Origin of the sequence: Deinococcus metalli (assembly GCF_014201805.1) — a bacterium.
GTDB classification, from domain to species: domain Bacteria; phylum Deinococcota; class Deinococci; order Deinococcales; family Deinococcaceae; genus Deinococcus; species Deinococcus metalli.
The window spans coordinates 184,896-203,812 of the sequence record NZ_JACHFK010000006.1 but is presented as its reverse complement, the minus strand read 5'-3'; the positions used below and the strand labels follow the sequence as shown (position 1 = coordinate 203,812).

At 68.5% G+C, this 18,917-nt stretch carries 17 protein-coding genes; 13 read left to right on the top strand and 4 right to left on the bottom strand.

Going from position 1 to position 18,917, the window contains the following annotated elements; genetic code table 11:
- The first annotated feature begins 29 nt into the window (after positions 1-29).
- Positions 30-1,250 (top strand): AI-2E family transporter, encoded by a 1,221-nt coding sequence (locus tag HNQ07_RS13335; protein ID WP_184112539.1) that lies wholly within the window; start codon positions 30-32, stop codon positions 1,248-1,250.
- A gap of 45 nt (positions 1,251-1,295) precedes the next feature.
- On the opposite strand, the gene HNQ07_RS13330 is transcribed toward HNQ07_RS13335, so the two are convergent.
- The 4 genes from HNQ07_RS13330 to uvrA form a co-directional block, all read right to left on the bottom strand.
- Positions 1,296-1,727 (bottom strand): disulfide bond formation protein B, encoded by a 432-nt coding sequence (locus HNQ07_RS13330; RefSeq protein WP_184112538.1) that lies wholly within the window; start codon positions 1,725-1,727, stop codon positions 1,296-1,298.
- Positions 1,728-1,812: 85 nt separating this feature from the next.
- Positions 1,813-2,517, bottom strand: coding sequence for a DsbA family protein (locus HNQ07_RS13325; protein ID WP_184112536.1), 705 nt, complete (start codon positions 2,515-2,517; stop codon positions 1,813-1,815).
- Between the two features lie 118 nt (positions 2,518-2,635).
- Positions 2,636-3,295 carry a hypothetical protein gene (locus HNQ07_RS13320; protein ID WP_184112534.1) on the bottom strand — a complete coding sequence of 220 codons (660 nt, stop codon included), beginning with the start codon at positions 3,293-3,295 and terminating at the stop codon, positions 2,636-2,638.
- Positions 3,292-6,315 (bottom strand): excinuclease ABC subunit UvrA, encoded by a 3,024-nt coding sequence (gene uvrA / locus HNQ07_RS13315; RefSeq protein ID WP_184112532.1) that lies wholly within the window; start codon positions 6,313-6,315, stop codon positions 3,292-3,294. The genes HNQ07_RS13320 and uvrA overlap by 4 nt, the downstream gene beginning before the upstream one ends.
- Positions 6,316-6,658: 343 nt before the next feature.
- Between uvrA and HNQ07_RS13310 the strand changes: the two genes are divergently transcribed.
- The 12 genes from HNQ07_RS13310 (at position 6,659) to HNQ07_RS13255 (ending at position 18,917) form a co-directional block, all read left to right on the top strand.
- Complete coding sequence (locus HNQ07_RS13310) at positions 6,659-7,915, top strand: ABC transporter substrate-binding protein (protein ID WP_184112530.1); 1,257 nt, start codon at positions 6,659-6,661, stop codon at positions 7,913-7,915.
- Positions 7,916-8,153: 238 nt separating this feature from the next.
- Complete coding sequence (locus tag HNQ07_RS13305) at positions 8,154-9,944, top strand: DEAD/DEAH box helicase (RefSeq protein ID WP_184112528.1); 1,791 nt, start codon at positions 8,154-8,156, stop codon at positions 9,942-9,944.
- Between the two features lie 162 nt (positions 9,945-10,106).
- Positions 10,107-10,583, top strand: a complete 477-nt coding sequence (locus tag HNQ07_RS13300; RefSeq protein WP_184112526.1) for a hypothetical protein — start codon at positions 10,107-10,109, stop codon at positions 10,581-10,583.
- A gap of 294 nt (positions 10,584-10,877) precedes the next feature.
- Positions 10,878-12,584 carry a biosynthetic-type acetolactate synthase large subunit gene (gene ilvB / locus HNQ07_RS13295; protein ID WP_184112524.1) on the top strand — a complete coding sequence of 569 codons (1,707 nt, stop codon included), beginning with the start codon at positions 10,878-10,880 and terminating at the stop codon, positions 12,582-12,584.
- A 133-nt stretch (positions 12,585-12,717) separates the two neighbouring features.
- On the top strand, positions 12,718-13,320 hold the full coding sequence (gene ilvN / locus HNQ07_RS13290; RefSeq protein WP_184112522.1) for an acetolactate synthase small subunit: 603 nt from the start codon (positions 12,718-12,720) through the stop codon (positions 13,318-13,320).
- 107 nt (positions 13,321-13,427) lie between these two features.
- Positions 13,428-14,438 carry a ketol-acid reductoisomerase gene (ilvC, locus tag HNQ07_RS13285; protein ID WP_184112520.1) on the top strand — a complete coding sequence of 337 codons (1,011 nt, stop codon included), beginning with the start codon at positions 13,428-13,430 and terminating at the stop codon, positions 14,436-14,438.
- A 237-nt stretch (positions 14,439-14,675) separates the two neighbouring features.
- Entirely contained in the window at positions 14,676-16,235 is a 1,560-nt protein-coding gene (locus tag HNQ07_RS13280) for a 2-isopropylmalate synthase (RefSeq protein ID WP_184112518.1), read from the top strand.
- Positions 16,236-16,299: 64 nt separating this feature from the next.
- Positions 16,300-16,860 (top strand): O-methyltransferase, encoded by a 561-nt coding sequence (locus HNQ07_RS13275; protein ID WP_184112516.1) that lies wholly within the window; start codon positions 16,300-16,302, stop codon positions 16,858-16,860.
- Complete coding sequence (locus HNQ07_RS13270; RefSeq protein WP_184112514.1) at positions 16,857-17,150, top strand: antibiotic biosynthesis monooxygenase family protein; 294 nt, start codon at positions 16,857-16,859, stop codon at positions 17,148-17,150. The genes HNQ07_RS13275 and HNQ07_RS13270 overlap by 4 nt, the downstream gene beginning before the upstream one ends.
- Positions 17,147-17,869, top strand: a complete 723-nt coding sequence (locus HNQ07_RS13265) for a metallophosphoesterase family protein (RefSeq protein ID WP_184112512.1) — start codon at positions 17,147-17,149, stop codon at positions 17,867-17,869. Before HNQ07_RS13270 ends, HNQ07_RS13265 begins: the two co-directional genes overlap by 4 nt.
- A complete protein-coding gene (locus tag HNQ07_RS13260) occupies positions 17,866-18,222 on the top strand; it encodes a low molecular weight protein tyrosine phosphatase family protein (RefSeq protein WP_229831975.1) in 357 nt (118 codons plus the stop codon). Before HNQ07_RS13265 ends, HNQ07_RS13260 begins: the two co-directional genes overlap by 4 nt.
- The gene (locus tag HNQ07_RS13255) at positions 18,219-18,917 is read left to right on the top strand and encodes an aspartate/glutamate racemase family protein (RefSeq protein ID WP_184112510.1); all 699 of its coding nucleotides are present in this window, start codon (positions 18,219-18,221) and stop codon (positions 18,915-18,917) included. Before HNQ07_RS13260 ends, HNQ07_RS13255 begins: the two co-directional genes overlap by 4 nt.

Below are 18,917 nucleotides of genomic sequence, written 5' to 3'. Positions count from 1 at the left end.
CATCGCGTCATTGGTGGCAGGATGGGGGCGTGACCCGCGTGCCTGTTCCGCCTGACGTCTCGCCCCTGCCGGCCCGTGATCAGACCAGCTGGTGGGAGGCGCGCGATATCCGCCACCTGCTGCGGCTGATGTGGGCGCGGCCGGTGGTGCGCCTGCTGGCGTTCATCGCCATGGGCTACGTGGCATGGCGGCTGCTGGTGTGGGGGTCCGGCGTGCTGGCAGGCGTGATCGTGATGGTGCTCAGTGCCTACGCGCTGGCCTTCCTGGCGCAGCCGGTGCTGGTGTGGCTGGAGCGCCGCCGGGTCGGCCGGCCCATCGGAGTGATGCTGCTGCTGATCGTGACGCTGGCGCTGCTGACCTTCCTGGTGGCGGCGGTCAGCTCGCAGATCACGGGGCTGATCAACGGCATTCCGCAGATCGCGCAGAACCTCGAGAACGTGTTGTTCCGGCTGCTCGACCGCCTGGACAAGATTCCGGGCGCGCAGGGGCTCAAAGAGAGCGTGGACAAGTACATCTCCGAGCAGACCACCAACCTCACCCAGAACGCCGGGCCGATCCTCGACCGGGTGCTGCGCAGCGGCCCGGACGTCCTGAACACCCTCTCGAACCTGATCGGGTGGCTGGGGCAGGTGGGCTTCATCGTGACCCTGGCGCTGTACTTCATGTTCGACTACGCCCGCGTGGGCCTGAGTGTCCTGCACCTGTTTCCGCGCGCGTGGCAGCCCACCGTGTACCGCCTGTCGGAGGACGTCAGCGAGAGTTTCGGCGGGTACATGCGCGGCCAGCTGCTGCTGATGCTCGCGGCGGCCGCCCTGGCGTACCTGGGCCTGCTTGTCCTGAAGGTCCCGAACGCCCTGGCGCTGGGCCTGCTGAGCGGTCTGGTCAGCCTGATTCCGTACGTGGGGATCGTGCTCGCGGCGGCCGTGGCGATGCTCCAGGCGCTGCCGCAGGGCACCGTCGTGGTCGGGCTGGTCGCAGCCGTGTACTTCGTGATCAACCAGCTTCAGGGCAACGTGCTGGGGCCGCTGATTATGGGGCGCACGGTGTCGCTGAGCCCCGCCGCGATCCTGGTCGCGCTGCTGGTGGGCCTGAGCCTGGGCGGCGCCCTGGGCGCGATCATCGCGGTGCCGATCGCCACGCTGGGCAAACGCTGGGTGCAGCGCTACTGGTTGACCAGCAGCGCGTATCGCGGCCGGACGCTGGGCGGCGCGCCAGACACCCCCACGCCGCAGCCGGACACACGGCCATGAGGCCCGCAGGTGTCCGCCACGCTGCGGGCGGGCGCCGCGTGGGCCTTAGAACGTGCGGGTGCGCCGCCAGCTGAGCAGGCCGATGATCACGGTAAAGGCGATCATACTCAGCACCGGGATGGTGAGCACGGTGTTCAGCGGGGAGTTCGCGCCCCACACCGGCCACGGCGTGCCGCACGACGAGCTGGGGTCGCTGGTACATGCGCGCAGCACCGGCACCACGCCCCACGTCTCGAGGTTCTGGTACAGCGCGACCAGCCAGCCGATCACGGACAGCGGCAGCGCGTAGCTGCGGATACCGAGGTCGCCGCGCAGCGCCGCGATGCCCAGCAGCAGCGCCTGCGGGTACATGCACACGCGCTGGTACCAGCACAGGATGCACGGGCGGAAGCCGCGCACCTCGCTGAAGTACAGGCTCCCCAGCGTGGCGATCAGCGCGATGACCCACGCGACGTACAGACGGTTGTCGCGGGTCACAGGGAGCTCCGGTGGGCCGAAGGCGCTGCTGGGCAGAGAGAGGACGGTGCCGAGTGGCGAGCAGACAGGCCGGCCGGCCGCACGGTTACTTGCTGGCGGCGTCGATCGCCGCGCTGACGTCCGCGAGCTGGTACGAGCTCTGGCCGTTGCCCATGACTTCCTTGCCGTTCACGAACACGGTGGGCGTGTGGTTCACGCCGGCCTTCTCGACCTGCTGCCGGTCGGCCTCCACCCGGGCAGCGGTGGCGTCGGTGTCCAGGCACGTGGCGAACTTCGACTGGTCGAGGCCCTCAACGTTGGCGGCGAGGTCTTTCAGGCGCGTCTTGGTGGCCCACACGGTGGACTCGTCGCCCTGCGCGCGGAACAGGATGGCCTTGTAGGCATTGAAGCCGTCGTTGCCGGTCTGGTCGTACACGCAGCGCGCGGCCTGCCCGGCGAGCTTGGAGTCGTCGGTGGCGAGGCCCCGGGTGGTCGCCAGGAACGGCCACACCAGCGAGTACAGCTTGACCTTGCCGGTGTCGACATACTTCGTCTTCAGCTCGGGGGCAATGGTGTCCTCGAAATTCTTGCAGATCGGGCACTTGAAGTCCTCGACGACGACCACGCTGACGGGCGCGCTGGCCTGCCCGGCGAAGGGCGCACCATCGAGGTTGAAGTTCGGGCTCAGGCCGGCCCCAGGTGCGGGCTTGCCGCGCACGGCGAAGAGCGCCAGCGCGATCAGCACGACGGCCACCAGCGTGCCGATCACCAGCACGGTGCGGTTGGAGTTGGTTCCCTGGAGTCTGGTCATGGTGGAGTCGAGTGTACTGCCCGAATCTCAGGGATCGCTGAAGGATGTCCCGGCCCCCCGGCATGGCGACGACCCGCCGTGCTGGACCGGCGGGTCGTGGGGAGTGCGGCCGGCGCGCTCAGGCGGGCACGCTGGCGGCGTCCATCCGGGCCTGCCGCCGGGCAACCGCGCGGGCGATGATGCCGATGAGCTGCCGCACGAAGCTGAAGCCCAGGCCCACGCCCATGGCGAGCAGCGCCGTGCGCTGGAAGGTCTCGTTGGCGGGCAGGTTCAGCTGTGGATCGACCTTCAGGCCGTAGCGCCCGACCACGAACAGCACACCCGCGTACAGCAGGGCCGCGAATGGCAGCACGAACGGCCCGCCCGAGTGCTTGATCAGCAGCGCCGCGAACAGCACGCCGCCGATCAGCGGCAGGATCACCAGCCACTGCGCGGGCGGCGGCTCCGGACTGAAGTACCCCAGGCCCCCCAGCAGCAGGCCGGCGTATCCGAACCACCCGCCGAACTCGTCGGCGAGGATGGTGAGCAGCACCCACACCAGCAGCTCGTTCGGCCACTCGCCCGGCGTCCACATGTAGTACGCCAGTGCGAACAGGGTCATCACGCCGCCGAAGATGCGCAGGAAGTGCAGGAACTGCCCACGGTGCCGCCGTTCGGCGGGCGTGCGCACACGGCGGCGCCGGGCGGGGCGGGCAGCGGCGGCCGGAGCCGGCGCGTCCACGGGCGCCGCGCTGGCGGCGGTGGGCGGCGTGGGGGTCGGCTCCGGAAGCTCGGTCATGCTGCTCCCTTCTTAGCACGCCCCTTGCGGGCAGGGGCCGCCCCGACCAGTTCACGCTCCGCGCCCGCTCCCTCCGGAACGATGCCCGGCACCCTGCGTAGGTACTCGCCGGTGTGGCTGGTGGGGTGGGCGGCCATCTGCTCGGGCGTGCCGGTGGCGACCACGCGCCCGCCGCGCACGCCACCCTCCGGCCCCAGGTCGATGAGGTGGTCGCCGGTCTTCATGACGTCCAGGTTGTGCTCGATGATGACCAGGGTGTTGCCGCCCTCCACCAGGCGCTGCAACACCTCCATCAGCTTGCGGACGTCCTCGAAGTGCAGCCCGGTCGTGGGCTCGTCGAGGATGTAGATGGTCTTGCCGGTCGCGCGCTTGGACAGCTCCGTGGCGAGCTTGATGCGCTGCGCCTCGCCGCCCGAGAGGGTGGTGCTGGGCTGCCCAATGCGCATGTACCCCAGGCCCACGTCGAGCAGCAGCTGCATCTTGCGCTGGATCGGCGGGATCGCCTCGAAGAAGGTGTTCGCGTCCTCCACCGTCAGGTCGAGCACGTCGGCGATGGTCTTGCCGTTGTACTTCACTTCCAGCGTCTCGCGGTTGTAGCGCGCGCCCTTGCAGACCTCGCACGGCACGTAGATGTCCGGCAGGAAGTTCATCTCGATCTTCATGACGCCGTCGCCCTTGCAGTGCTCGCAGCGCCCGCCCTTCACGTTGAACGAGAAGCGCCCCGCGAGGTACCCGCGGCGTCTGGCCTCGGGCGTGCGGGTGAACAGGTCGCGGATCTCCGTGAACACGCCGGTGTACGTGGCCGGGTTGGAGCGCGGCGTGCGCCCGATGGGGCTCTGGTCGATCTCGATGACCTTGTCGAGGTGCTCCATGCCCTCGATGCGGTCGAACCGGCCGGGCGTGGTCTTGGCGCCGTTGAGTTCCTTGGCCAGCGTGGCGTGCAGGATGTCGTGGATCAGCGTGCTCTTGCCGCTGCCCGAGGGGCCGGTCACGACCGTCATGGTGCCCAGCGGGATCTCGATGTCCACGTTCTGGAGGTTGTGCTCACGCGCGCCGATGACCTTGAGTTTCTTGCCGTTGCCGCGTCGGCGCTCCCGGGGCACCTCGATCTTCAGCTCGCCGCGCAGGTACTTGCCGGTCAGGCTGTTGCGGTCGTTCCGCACCTGCTCGGGCGTGCCCACCGCGACCACCTCGCCGCCGTGCACGCCGGCACCCGGCCCCATATCCACTAGGTAGTCGGCCTCCATCATGGTGTCCTCGTCGTGCTCCACCACGATCAGGGTGTTGCCCAGGTCGCGCAGGTGCTTCAGGGTGCCGATCAGGCGGTGGTTGTCCTTGGGGTGCAGGCCGATGCTGGGTTCGTCCAGCACGTACAGCACGCCGGTCAGGCCGGAGCCCACCTGCGTGGCAAGCCGGATGCGCTGCGCCTCGCCGCCCGACAGCGTGTTCGCGGTGCGGTCGAGCGACAGGTAGTCCAGGCCCACATCCACCAGGAATTTGAGGCGGGTGCGGATCGCCTTGAGAATCGGCGCCGAGACGGCCGTGCCGAAGTCGTTCAGGACGTACTCGTAGTGCCGGGGCGCGTGGGTCCTCGCCTCGCCGCCCAGGTGCCCGGCCAGGAAGGGCTCGATGGCCGCGTGGTCCAGCCCGCCGTCCTGGAGCTGCCGGAAGTACGCGTCGGCCTCCAGCACGCTCATGCCGCTCGCCTGCGAGATGTTCAGGCCGCCCACCCGCACCGCCAGGATCTCCGGCTTGTAGCGCGTGCCGCCGCAGGTCGGGCAGGGCCGCAGCTCCATGAGTTCTTCCAGCTTCTCGCGCATGAACTCGGACTCGGTGTCGGCGTAGCGGCGCTCCAGGTTCGGGATCACGCCCTCGAACTCGGTCATGAAGCGCATGGTTTCCTTGCCGCCGCGCCGATAGATCACCTCGAAGGCCTGGCCGGGACCGTACAGGACGGCCTTCTTCGCCGCAGCGTCCAGCGTGCTCCACGGCGCCTTGAGGTCGAAGTCCAGGTGCTCCGAGAGCGCCTTGAGCTTGTCCCAGTAGTACACGCCGCCGCCCGTGCCCTTCTTGCTCCACGGCAGGATCGCGCCCTCGGCGATGGACAGCTTCTCGTCGATCACGAGTTCCGGCGCGAATTCCTGCTTGCTGCCCAGGCCGGCACAGTCGGGGCACGCGCCGTAGGGGTTGTTGAAGCTGAACGAGCGCGGTTCGAGTTCTTCCAGCACGCTGCCGTGCTCGGGGCACGCGAACTTCTCCGAATACAGTTCCTCGTGCGCGCCGCCGCCCTCGCCCGCGTCGGGCATCAGCACGCGCAGCAGGCCCTCGCCACGGCGCAGGCCGAGTTCCACGCTCTCCGCGATGCGGCTGCGGTCGGTGCCGCGCAGGGTCAGGCGGTCGATGACCACGTCCACGTCGTGCTTCTCGAACTTCTCCAGCTTGAGCTTCTCGGCTTCCTCCAGCTCGTACAGCGTGCCGTCCACCCGCACGCGCGCGAAGCCCTCGCGGCGCAGGTCCCCGAACAGCTTGCGGTATTCGCCCTTGCGGCCACGCACCACCGGCGCGAGCAGGATGGCGCGTTTGTCCGCGAAGCCGCCGAGCAGCCGGTCCGTGATCTCGCTGGGGCTCTGCTTCTCGATCTTGCGCCCGCAGATCGGGCAGTACGGCGTGCCCACACGGGCGTACAGCAGCCGCAGGTAGTCGTGGATCTCCGTGACGGTGCCCACCGTGGAGCGCGGGTTGTGGCTGGTGGTCTTCTGGTCGATGGAGATGGCGGGCGACAGGCCCGTGATGCTCTCCACGTCGGGTTTTTCCATCAGGCCCAGGAACTGCCGGGCGTAGGCGCTCAGGGACTCGACGTAGCGGCGCTGGCCCTCGGCGTAGATGGTGTCGAAGGCCAGGGTGCTCTTGCCGCTGCCGGACACGCCGGTGATCACCACGAAGCGGTCCCGCGGCAGCTCGACGGTGATGTCCTTGAGGTTGTGTTCCTTGGCGCCGCGGACGATCAGGTTGCTCTGCAAGCTCGACTCTCCTTTACCGTTGGCCTGTTTTCCTGTCCTGGACGGCACACGGCGCCCACCGCAGGTTATGACTGTTGCGTAAGACACACTGGGTCCTACGTTCTGAAACGGGACATTCTAGCAAGTCCGGGCACCCCGCCGACAGGGGCGAACTGGCGTCTACCTGTCTAGCCAGATTCCAGAGGCGGGGTGAAGGGGTCATTAAATTGGAAGCGTATCCACAACCGAAACGGAGCTGCGGCCTCACCGCAGGAACAGTCGTGTGGCACGGCATTGCCGGCAATCCGGGCAGGCATGTTGCCCAGGCCCGACACGGCAGGTCACGGCTCCGGAGGAGCGCACTATGAAAGCAGCGTTGAAGTTCCTGGCCCTGTCCGCCGCCCTGTCCGCCAGCGCCCACGCGGCTGGCGTGACGCTCACCATGGACTGCGGGTCCGGCACCGGCTTCCAGATCTGCAAGGACGGCGCCGAGGCCTGGGCCAAGAAGACCGGCAACACCGTCAAGATGTTCGAGAGCCCCAACCTCACGAACGACCACCTCGGCGTGATCCAGCAGCAGCTCGCCGCCAAGAGCAGCGACATCGACGTGTACATGCTCGACATCATCTGGCCCGGCCTGGTCGGTGATCAGCTCGTCGACCTGACGAACAAGGTCCCCGCCGCCGAGATCAATGCCCACTTCAAGGGCATCGTCGAAGCCAACAAACTGAACGGCAAGCTGGTCGCCATCCCGTGGTTCACGGACGCCGGCCTGCTGTACTACCGCACCGACCTCATGAAGAAGTACGGCTACAGCGCGCCCCCCAAGACCTGGGCGGAACTCGCCACCATGGCCAAGAAGGTGCAGGACGGCGAGCAGAAGGCCAACAAGTCGTTCACCGGCTTCGTCTTCCAGGGCAAGAACTACGAGGGCCTCACCTGCGACGCGCTGGAATGGCTCGTGTCGTTCGGCGGCGGCACCATCGTCGATTCGTCCGGCAAGATCACCGTGAACAATGCCAGCGCGGCCAAGGCGCTCGACACCGCCGCCAGCTGGGTCAAGACCATCAGCCCCGCCGGCGTCACCACCTACGCGGAAGAGGACGCGCGCGGCATCTTCCAGTCGGGCAACGCGATGTTCATGCGCAACTGGCCGTACGCGTGGTCGCTGGGTCAGAGCGACGACTCCAAGGTCAAGGGCATGATCGGCGCGGCTCCCCTGCCCTCTGGCGGTGGCCCCGGCGCCGCCACGCTCGGCGGGTGGAACCTCGGCATCAACACCTACTCCAAGAACCAGGCCGCCGCGCTGGACCTGATCCGCTACCTGGCCGGCCCGGCCGAGCAGAAGCGCCGCGCCATCGAGGGCTCGTTCCAGCCCACCATCATGAGCCTGTACAAGGACCAGGCGGTGCTGAAGGCCAACCCCTTCTTCAGCAGCCTGTACAGCGTCTTCACGAACGCCGTGGCGCGCCCCTCCGGCCCCACCAAGGGCAAGTACAATCAGGTGTCCCAGGCCTTCAGCACCGCCGTGAACGACGTGCTGACCGGCAAGAGCAAGGGCCAGGCGGCCGTCGCCCAGCTCGCCACCAACCTCGCCCGCATCAAGGGCAGCGGCTGGTAAGCCCCCACGACCGGCGCGGATCAGCGCCGTTCCAGGGCCGTCACGGGCGATCCGTGACGGCCCTCTCCTTTGCGCGGCGCGGAACGCCTCCCCTTGCACGGCGAGCGAATTTCGTGTAAGATTCTTCCTCGTGCGCCGTGCGGGAGTCACCCGTCGGCCGGAGAGTGCCCCACACTCAGGACGAGCTTTCGCGTAAGGCGTTTGTAGTTCACCGGGGACTTTCCCAAAAGGACTACAAATGAACTTCGATCAACTGATCGCGCCCGAACTCGCGGCGCGCCTTGCCGAGCGCGGCATCACCGACGCCACCGCCATTCAGGTCGAGAGCCTGCCGCAGACCCTGCAGGGCCGCGACCTGATCGGCCGCGCCCGCACCGGCACCGGCAAGACCCTGGCCTTCGCCCTGCCGATCATCCAGACGCTGGAACCCAGCCGCGAGCGGGGCCGCCTGCCGCGCGCCATCATCGTGGCGCCCACCCGCGAACTCGCCAAGCAGGTCGCGGACGAGTTCGCCAAGAGCGGCGGCGCCCTGACCACGGTCACCGTGTACGGCGGCGCGTCGTACGGCCCGCAGGAAGGCGCGCTGCGCCGCGGCGTGGACATCGTGGTCGGTACCCCCGGCCGCCTGATCGACCACCTGGAGCGCGGCAACCTCGACCTGGGCGACGTGAAGTTCGCTGTGCTTGACGAGGCCGACGAGATGCTGTCGGTGGGCTTCGCCGAGGCCATCGAGACCATTCTGGAAAAGACGCCCGAGACCCGCCAGACCATGCTGTTCAGCGCGACCCTGAGTGACGACGTGCGCCGCCTGAGCCGCAAGTACATGCGCGAGCCCGTGCTGGTGGACGTGGTCGGCGAGGGCAAGAGCCAGGCCGCCCAGACGGTCGAGCACCTCAAGATCAAGGTGGGCCGCAGCCGCACCCGCGTGCTGGCCGACCTGCTGACCGTGTACAACCCGGAAAAGGCCATCGTGTTCACCCGCACCAAGCGTGAAGCGGACGAACTCGCCAACGAGCTGATCCACCGCGGCCTGGAAGCCGAGGCGCTGCACGGCGACCTGGCGCAGACGCAGCGTGAACGCGCGCTGGGCGCGTTCCGCAGCGGCCGCGTGGGCGTGCTGGTCGCCACCGACGTGGCCGCCCGCGGCCTGGACATCCCGGAAGTCGATCTGGTCGTGCAGTTCCACCTGCCGCAGGACCCCGAGAGCTACGTGCACCGCTCGGGCCGCACCGGCCGCGCGGGCCGCACCGGCACCGCCGTGATCATGTACTCCGATCGTGAGCAGCGCGAGGTCTCCGGCCTGGAACGCATCACCGGCGTGCGCTTCGCAGAGCGCGCCCTGCCCACGCCCAAGGAAGTGGCGGCCGCCAGCGCCCGCTCCAGCGCCGACATGGTGCGCAAGGTGGATACCAGCGCCGCCGCCGGCTTCCAGGCCGAAGCCGAGCGCCTGTTCAGCGAACTGGGCCTGGAGGCCCTGAGCCGCGCCCTGGCCAAGATCAGCGGCGTGACCGAACCCCTCAAGGCCGCCAGCCTGCTGTCGGGCGAGGAAGGCCTGACCACCCTGATCCTGCACGGCGAGCGCCTGAGCGTGGCCCGCACCGTCGCTACCCTGGCCCGCACCGCCGACGTGGACACCCGCCGTCTGGGCAAGGTGCGCCAGTGGCGCGGCGGCACCGTCGCGGACGTGCCCAGCGAGTACATCGAGACGCTGCTCGCCGCGGCCCCGCTGGAAGGCGACATCCAGATCGAGGTCGCGCAGGAGCTGCCGGAACTGTTCGAGGCGCCCACCCGCGAACGCCGCGAGGGTGGTTACCAGGGCGGCGGCAACCGGGGCTACCGTGACGAGGGCGGCTACCGGGGCAACCGGGGCGGCGGCCAGGGTCAGGGCCGCTGGAGCCGCGACCGCGACGGCGGTCAGGGCGGGTACCAGGGCGGCGGCAACCGGGGCGGTCAGGGCCGGTACGCCGACCGCAACCAGGGCCAGTCGCGCCCGCGCGAAGACTTCGCCGACCGCGAATTCCGCGGCTGAACCGAGATAAAGCTGGAACCCCCGTCCGATGTGACGGGGGTTTCTGCCGTGTCGACGCGACGGTAACGAGCTCTCCTGGCCATCCACTGGCATTCAAAGTTGAAATGCGAACAACCTTGATCTGTACTCGAAGGTCTGAAGCCTTTTGCCTATCATTCATCCATGACGCGCTCTGTCGCCCCACGGGACCTGGAAACGGCTTTTCACGGCTGGCTGAAACAGACCGGCCTGGAACTGGAAGCCTGCGAACAGACCGCGCTCTTCCGGGCCCTGATCGCCTATTTCAAGGACGTCAGGATCGAGCGGTGTAGCCCAGGGGAGCACGACTACCTGCACTTTGAATCCAGCGGGAACACTTTCTACTTCGAACGGATTCTCTATGTACCCTGGGAACTCCTCTATCCAGCTGATCCCGAGGTTGACCCGGACGAGGATCTGAGGGAGAAGTGGGGAGTCTCAGTCGGCCCGCAACTGGATGCGTTCGCGTCGGCCCCGGAGTTCCCCACATCCAACCTGTGGAGCAACGACTACCCGTCTGTCGATGAATTCGCTGACGCTGTACTGGCTCACCCGGCCATGACGTGGGCAGATCAGGCTGGCCCGCTGCCAAGTTCCACCTTTCATGACCAGATCGGCTAACCCCAAACTCGGCTGTGTACGCTGGAGGTTGGCCGGTGCTCCACCGCCGCTTCTCTATCGCGTTCCCCTCCGCCCGTCTAGACCCGCCTTGCCATTCCCTGGCCGCGCACCGTAAGCTACGCGGCATGAGCGCGAGCATTGTGGTGGTACTTGTAAGCATCGGGGACTGCCGAGGCTGAGTACCGCCATGTGCCGCATCCCCCGCCCGAGGACGAGGCGGGGGTTTTTCATAGGGAGGCTGACGAGATGGCGAACGAAGGTGCAGGCCAGCAAGGCGGGCCGGATCGCGGGGACATGACCGGCGCCAAGGCGCTGTGGGCGACCCTGGCCAACCACGGGATCTCGACTGTGTTCGGGTACCCGGGCGGGGCGATCATGCCGGTGTACGACGCCCTGACCTTCTACCCGGAGGTGCGGCATGTCCTGACCCGCCACGAGCAGGGGGCCGCGCACGCCGCCGAGGGCTGGGCGAAGGCGACCGGCGAGATCGGCGTGTGCATGGCGACCTCCGGCCCCGGCGCGACGAACCTCGTGACGGGCCTGGCGGACGCGATGCTGGACTCCGTGCCGCTGCTGGCGATCACCGGAAACGTCGCACGGCACCTGATGGGCACCGACGCCTTCCAGGAAGCCGACATCACCGGGATCACGCTGCCGATCACCAAGCACAACTACGTGGTGCGCGAGGTCGAGGACCTGCCCCGGATCGTGGCGGAGGCGATCCGGATCGCGCGCAGCGGGCGGCCGGGGCCGGTGCTGGTGGACATTCCCAAGGACATCCAGCTCGCGCCCTTCCACGGCGAGATCCCCACGCCGCACGCCCGCCCGGAAATTTCTGCCCCCAGCACCGAATCCATCGAGCGTGCGCGCAGCCTGCTGCTGGGCGCGAAGAAACCCGTGATGATGGTCGGCGGCGGCGCCCTGGACGCCGCGGCCGAGATCACGGCGCTGGCCCGCGCGTGGGACATCCCGGTCATCACGACGCTGATGGGCCTGGGCGCCTTCCCCTCCAGCGATCCGCTGTGGCTGGGGATGCCCGGGATGCACGGCTCGGTGGCTGCCAACCGCGCGATCAGCGAGGCGGACGTGCTGCTGGGCATCGGCCTGCGCTTCGATGACCGCGTGACCGGCCGCGTGAACGGCTTCGCCCCGAACGCCAGCATCATCCACGTGGAACTCGACGCCGCCGAGATCGGGAAGATCATCCGCACGCACGTGCCGGTGCGCGGCGACGCGAAGGTGGCCGCCGCGATGCTCACGCAGGGCGCGCAGAAGATCCTGACGCCCGAGTGGAAGGCCACGCTGGCCGAGTGGACGTCCCGCACGGTCACGCCCGAGACGTGGGGCGCGGGTTACGCCGTGAAGGCCGTCACCGAGCGCCTGAGTGAACACGACATCCTGTCGTCGGACGTGGGGCAGCACCAGATGCTCGCCGCGCAGCTCGCCCGCTTCGAGCGGCCCCGCCGCTGGATCAACTCCGGTGGCCTGGGCACCATGGGCTTCGGCTTTCCCGCCGCGATCGGCGCGGCCATGGCGGAGCCCGGCGTGCGCAGCGTGGTGATCGCCGGGGACGGCGGCTTCCAGATGACCGCCCAGGAACTTGCGACGCTGAAGATGTACGACATCCGCAACGTCAAGATCTGCATCATCAACAACTCCTTCCTGGGCATGGTGCGCCAGTGGCAGGAGATGTTCCACGAGAAGCGCTACTCCGAGGTGTGGCTGGGCGACTCCAACCCCGACTTCGTGAAGCTGGCGGATGCCTACGACGTGCCCGGCTACCGCGCCACCAGCGCCGAGGAGCTGCCCGCAGCGATTGACGCGTGGCTGAACGACCCCAAGAGCGCGCTGCTGGAAGTCGTGGTGCCGCACGAACACGGCGTGTTCCCGATGGTGCCCGCCGGGGCCGCGCTGTACGAACTGATCGAGACCGAACCGGGGCGCACGCCGGACCTCAGCGACGCCATGGAACACGCCGCCGAGGAGGCCAACAAAGCATGAGCAACATTCCGATGGGAGGCCGTGGAACACGGCTGGACATCCGAGCGGATGCGAGCAGGAACGGTGGCGCGCTTCGCGAAATGGACGGGCAGACGGCGCTGTCCCGTCTGGCCGGGAGTGCAGGGGAGCGCGCATGACGAACGCTCAAGATCAACTGCTTTCCCTGCTTGTCCGCGACGAACCGCGTGTCCTGACGCGCATCACCGCCCTGTTCGGTCGGCGCGGGTACAACATCAAGAGCCTGTCGGTCGGCACCACCGAGCACCCCGGCGTGTCGCGCATGACCATCGTCGTCCACGGCGACCGCGGCGTGGTCGAGCAGGCCATCAAGCAGCTCGAGAAGCTGCACGACGTCGTGAAGATCATCGACCACAGCCTGGAGAAGTTCGTCGACCGCGAACTCGTGCTGGTCAAGGTCGCCATCACGCCGGAAAGCCGCGTGGAGGTCCGGCAGATCGCGGAGGACTTCCGCAGCCGCATCGTGGACGTCGGCCGCCACGCCCTGACCTTTGAGGTCACGGGCGACGAGGGCAAACTGACCGCCTTCATCGAGCAGATGCGGCCCTTCGGCATCCTGGAGACCATGCGCACCGGCCGCATTGCCCTGACGCGCGGCAGCAACGCCGACGTGCCCAGCCACGTCTACCACGAGGGCGAGACCGAGGCGCTGAAACCCGTGATGGAAGGTGTGGAGGCCAGAGAGGAGCGGGCGCGAGGCGTACCCAACCTGTTCTGAAGGCCGTCAGAGAGCAGAGGGACAGGGCCGACTGCCCTCTGCCTTCTCTCGTGCCCTCCCCTAGCCCACACTTCCCCCCACACCCCGCCCTGTAGGAGAATCCACGAATGGCAGCAAAAATGTATTACGACCGTGACGTCAGCACCGACATCCTCGAGAGCAAGCTGATCGCGATCATCGGCTATGGCTCGCAGGCGCACGCGCACGCGCAGAACCTGCGGGACAGCGGCTTCGACGTGGTCGTGGGTCTGCGCGAGGGCAGCGCCAGCAAGGCCAAGGCCGAACAGGCGGGCCTGCGCGTGGCCAGCATCGAGGACGCCACGAAGGACGCCGACGTGGTGATGCTGCTGATCCCGGACGAGCAGCAGCCGAAGACCTACGAGCAGAGCATCGCCCCGCACCTGACGGACGGCAAGGCGCTGGCCTTCGGGCACGGTTTCAACGTGCACTTCGGGCGCATCAAGCCGCCGGCGGGCGTGGACGTGTTCCTGGTGGCGCCCAAAGGCCCCGGCCACATGCTCCGGCGCGTGTACGCCGACGGCGCGGGCATGCCCGGCATCTTCGCCGTGCAGCAGGACGCGACTGGCAAGGCGCGCGAAATTGCGCTGGCGTACGCGCGCGGCATCGGCTGCACGCGGGCAGGCGTGCTGGAAACGACCTTCAAGGAAGAGACCGAGACCGACCTGTTCGGTGAGCAGTCCGTGCTGTGCGGCGGCGTGACGCACCTGATCCAGGCGGGCTTCGAGACGCTGGTCGAGGCCGGCTACCAGCCGGAGATCGCGTACTTCGAGACGCTGCACGAGGTCAAGCTGATCGTGGACCTGATCTACGAAAAGGGCTTCGAGGGCATGCGCCACTCCATCTCCAACACCGCCGAGTTCGGGGACTACGTGACGGGGCCGCGCATCATCACCGAGGAGACCAAGGCGGAGATGGGCCGCGTGCTGGGCGACATCCAGAGCGGCGCGTTCGCCAAGCGCTTCATCGACGACGCCGAGAGCGGCTTCCCGTACATGAACGAGCAGCGCGGCAAGATGCGCACGCACACGCTGGAGACGGTCGGCAAGGAACTGCGCGACCAGATGCCGTTCATCACCAAGAAAGAACTCGAAGTCTAAGCTCAGCACGCCAGAGCCCCCGCCCGCTGCGGCGGGGGTTTGTCATGGGCCGTGCTAGACGACCCTTGCATTTCGGGCCGGGCCGCGTTTACCCTTGGGCCATGTCCAGTTTCGGCCTGCTTCTTCTTACCCGTCCTCCGGTGGAGTGAACGGCTGAGCGAACGTGGCCTGAACCCCCGGAGGAACGCCCTCCGGGGATTTTTCATTTGTCGCCCTTCCCCTGCACAGGAGCCCACCATGACGCAGCAACCCCAGACCGAACGCATCCGCATCTTCGACACGACCCTGCGCGACGGCGAGCAGTCACCCGGCGTGGCCCTGAACCACACCCAGAAACTGGAGATCGCCCACCAGCTGGCGCGGCTGGGCGTGGACGTGATCGAGGCGGGCTTCCCCATCGCGTCGCCCGGTGACCTGGAGGGCGTGTCGCGCATCGCGCGCGAGGTGCGCGGGCCGATCATCGCCGGGCTGGCGCGCGCGGGCCGGGCCGACATCGAGGCCGCAGCGAAGGCCGTGGAGGCCGCCGAGAAGCCCCGGATCCACACCTTCATCGCCACCAGCCCGATCCACATGCAGAAGAAGCTGAACCTGGAGCCGGACGCCGTGGTCGAGCGCGCCGTGCAGGCCGTCACGCTGGCACGCTCCTTCGTGGACGACGTGGAATTCAGCGCGGAGGACGCCACGCGCAGCGAGTGGCCGTTCCTGGTGCGAATCTTCAAGGCGGCGGTGGAGGCCGGGGCGACCACCATCAACGTGCCGGACACGGTGGGGTACACGACGCCGCGGGAGATGCGCGAGCTGTTCGCGTTCCTGAAGAATGAGCTGCCCGCGCACGTGATCCTGAGCAGCCACTGCCACGACGACCTGGGCATGGCGGTCGCCAACTCCATCGCGGCGGCCGAAGGCGGCGCGCGGCAGATCGAGTGCACCGTGAACGGCATCGGGGAGCGCGCGGGGAACGCCAGCCTGGAGGAGATCGTCATGGCCTTCCACACCCGGCGCGACGTGTACGGCTTCGAGACCGGGATCCGCACCCGCGAGATCTACCGCGCCAGCCGCATGATCTCCCGCCTGAGCGGCATGCCAGTGCAGCCGAACAAGGCCATCGTGGGCGACAACGCCTTCGCGCACGAGTCGGGCATCCACCAGGACGGCGTGATCAAGGCCCGCGAGACCTACGAGATCATGAACGCCGAGCTGGTCGGCCGCGAGGCCGCCGTGCTGGTCATGGGCAAGCACTCGGGCCGCGCCGCGTTCCGCAAGGCCCTGACGGACCTGGGCTACGCCGATCTGCCCGATGACAAGGTGCAGTCGCTGTTCGGGCGCTTCAAGGACATGGCCGACCGCAAGGGCCAGATCTACGCCGACGACCTGCGCGCCATGGTCGAGGCCCGCAGCGACGTGCCGCAGACCTTCACGCTGGAGGGCTTCCAGATCACGTCCGGCATGAACATGACCCCGGTGGCCTTCGTGAGGTTACAGACCCCGGACGGCCAGGTGGACGCCACCGCCCACGGCGACGGCCCGGTCGAGGCCGCGTTCCAGGCGATCAACAAGATCACGGGCATGGCGCCCACGCTGGAGAGCTACCGCATCCAGGCGGTCACGGGCGGCGGGGACGCCCTGGGCGAGGTCAGCATCAGTGCCCGGCACGGGGAGACGCTTCTCCACGGCACCGGTGTCGCCACCGACGTCGTCGAGGCCAGCGCCCGCGCATGGGTCCGCATCCAGAACATGATCGTGGCCGGCATGGGCGCCGAGCGCCGTCAGGGCGAGTTCGCCCCCGGCCGCATCTGAGGACTGACCGGAACAGGGGCGGGCATGTGGTCCCGCCCTGTTTCCTTGAGCGAGGAGATGGTCCATGATCGACGCCGCACCCTTTCAGCACACCGCCGCCGCACTCGGGTTCGGTGCGAGTTGCGACCCGGCCACGGGCGCCTTCCTGCGGACGCTGGTCGCCAGCAAGCCGGGCGGCCGGATGCTGGAACTGGGCACCGGCGTGGGCTTCGGCACGGCGCATCTGCTGGCCGGCATGGACGGCGCAGCTCGCCTGGAAACGGTCGAACTGGACGGCACCCTCAGCGCCGCCGCTCAGGCCACGCTGGTTCAGGACTCCCGCGTCACCTTCACCGTGCGGGACGGCGCCGCGTGGATTCACGCCCACCGTGGGCGGACCTTCGATCTGATCTTCGCAGACACGTGGCCGGGGAAGTTCACCGAACTGGACGAGACGGTGGATCTGCTCGCGCCCGGCGGCATCTACTGTACCGACGACCTGTTCCCGCAGCCCAACTGGCCGGACGGGCACCGACCGAAAGTGGACGTGCTCCGGGCAGCCCTGGACGCGCGGCACGACCTTCACTGCGCTCCACTCGACTGCGCCACGGGGCTGATGCTCTGTGTCCGCAGGGAGGTTCCTTGATTCTCGAAATCGCCATGCTCCAGATTCGTCCTGGCCAGACGGCCGCCTTCGAGGCCGCCTTCGCGCAGGCCCAGACCATCATCGCCAGCATGAAGGGGTACGTGCAGCACGAGCTCCAGCACTGCTCGGAGGACGACCACAAGTACGCGCTGCTGGTGTGGTGGAACACCCTGGAGGATCACGCCGTGGGGTTCCGGGGCAGCGCGCAGTATCAGGAGTGGAGAACGCTGCTGCACCATTTCTACGACCCCTTCCCGACCGTCGAGCACTTCACGAAGGTGCTGCCGTGAGGATCGCGGTGTTCGGAGACGTGCACGGCAATGCCTTCGCCATGCGGGCGGTGCGGGACGCCATCCGGGCGCAGACGCCGGACTCGGTGCTGAATCTGGGCGATACGGCGTGGGGCGCGGCGGACCCCGCCGGCGCATGGGCCATCCAGGCCGAGTTCGCGCCGCCCTCGGTGCGGGGCAACACGGACGAGCGCGTGGCCGGCATGCGCGGCGGCAAGGAGGCGATGGTGTCGTGGGTGCGCTCGCAGCTGCCTCCGGACGTGCCGGGCACGCTGGCGGCCCTGCCGACCGTCGTGGACATCGCGGACGGCGAGGTGCGGGCCGCGCACGGCAGCCCACGCAGCCCGTGGGAAGACCTGATGCTGACCGAGGCCGACGGCCACACCCGCCCGGCCCACTTCGCGGAGATGCGCGAGCGCCTGGATGGCTTCACCTTCGACAGCGGCGGGCGCGTGTGCATCGTGGGACACACCCACCACGAGATGCTGGCGGTGGTGGATGGCGTCACGGTCGTGAATGCCGGGCCAGTGTCGCGCCAGAAAGACGGCCTGCCGCTGGCCCGCTGGGTGCTCCTGACCCGGCAGGGCGGCGCGTGGAGCGTGGAGTTCCGCCGCACGCCGTACGAAGTGGCGGCGGCGGCCGCGTGGACGAGAGCGCACGGCCCGGCTGACCTCGCGGAGCACGAGGCGGCGTGGCTTACTACGGGGCGGGAACCGTGACGCGGCCGCTGCGGGTCGTGTTCGTGTGCGCCCAGAACAAGCTGCGCAGCCCCACCGCCGAGGCGGTCTTCCGCACCATGGACGGCTGGGAAGTCACGTCGGCCGGCACGAACCGCGACGCGATCACGCCGGTCAGCCGCGACCTGCTGGAGTGGGCGGACGTGGCCGTGTGCATGGAGAAACGGCACCGGGACGTGCTGCGCCAGCAGTTCCGCGGGGCGCTGCCGGACGAGCGGCTTGTGACGCTGGGCATTCCCGACGACTACGAATTCATGGACGCGGCACTGGTGGCGCTCCTGGAACGCCTGGTGCCGTGGCGCCTGGACGGCGTGACACCCAGAATGGACGCATGAAGCTTCTCGGCATCATTGGCGGCATGAGCTGGACGAGCACGGCGGAGTACTACCGCCTGCTGAACGAGGACGTGGCGCGCGGTCAGGGCGGCCTGCATTCGGCGCGGGTGCTGATCCATTCCGTGGACTTCGCGGAGATCGCGGCGCTCCAGCGCAGCGGCGAGTGGGACGCGGCCGGCGCGCTGCTGGCCGATGCGGCGCGGGGTCTGGAACAGGCCGGGGCCGGCGCGCTGCTGATCGCCACGAACACCATGCACAAGGTCGCGGACGCCGTTCAGGACGCCGTGACGATCCCGCTGCTGCACATCGCCGACGCCACGGGCGAGCGCCTGCGCGCGGCGGGCGTGACCCGCGTGGGCCTGCTGGCGACCGCCTTCACCATGGAACAGGACTTCTACACCGGTCGCCTGGCCGGGAAGTACGGCCTGGACGTGATCGTGCCTGGCGCAGACGAGCGGGCCGAGATCCACCGCATCATCTTCGACGAACTGTGCCGGAACGTGATCCTGGACGACTCGCGAGGGGCGTACCGGCGGATCATGGCCGGCTTGGTGGCGCGGGGCGCGCAGGCCATCATCCTGGGCTGCACGGAGATCACGCTGCTGGTCGGCGCGGCCGACACGTCGGTGCCGGTGTTCGACACCACGCGCATCCACGTGGAGGACGCGGCGCGCTGGATGCTGGACAGCGCGTGA

Excerpts from the sequence above, each read along its gene's own strand:
- HNQ07_RS13305 (WP_184112528.1), top strand. The coding sequence starts at position 8,154 with ATGAACTTCGATCAACTGATCGCGCCCGAACTCGCGGCGCGCCTTGCC.
- HNQ07_RS13310 (WP_184112530.1), top strand. The coding sequence starts at position 6,659 with ATGAAAGCAGCGTTGAAGTTCCTGGCCCTGTCCGCCGCCCTGTCCGCC.
- HNQ07_RS13275 (WP_184112516.1), top strand. The coding sequence starts at position 16,300 with ATGATCGACGCCGCACCCTTTCAGCACACCGCCGCCGCACTCGGGTTC.
- HNQ07_RS13320 (WP_184112534.1), bottom strand. The coding sequence starts at position 3,295 with ATGACCGAGCTTCCGGAGCCGACCCCCACGCCGCCCACCGCCGCCAGC.
- ilvN (WP_184112522.1), top strand. The coding sequence starts at position 12,718 with ATGACGAACGCTCAAGATCAACTGCTTTCCCTGCTTGTCCGCGACGAA.
- HNQ07_RS13300 (WP_184112526.1), top strand. The coding sequence starts at position 10,107 with ATGACGCGCTCTGTCGCCCCACGGGACCTGGAAACGGCTTTTCACGGC.
- ilvC (WP_184112520.1), top strand. The coding sequence starts at position 13,428 with ATGGCAGCAAAAATGTATTACGACCGTGACGTCAGCACCGACATCCTC.
- HNQ07_RS13325 (WP_184112536.1), bottom strand. The coding sequence starts at position 2,517 with ATGACCAGACTCCAGGGAACCAACTCCAACCGCACCGTGCTGGTGATC.
- HNQ07_RS13255 (WP_184112510.1), top strand. The coding sequence starts at position 18,219 with ATGAAGCTTCTCGGCATCATTGGCGGCATGAGCTGGACGAGCACGGCG.
- ilvB (WP_184112524.1), top strand. The coding sequence starts at position 10,878 with ATGACCGGCGCCAAGGCGCTGTGGGCGACCCTGGCCAACCACGGGATC.
- HNQ07_RS13280 (WP_184112518.1), top strand. The coding sequence starts at position 14,676 with ATGACGCAGCAACCCCAGACCGAACGCATCCGCATCTTCGACACGACC.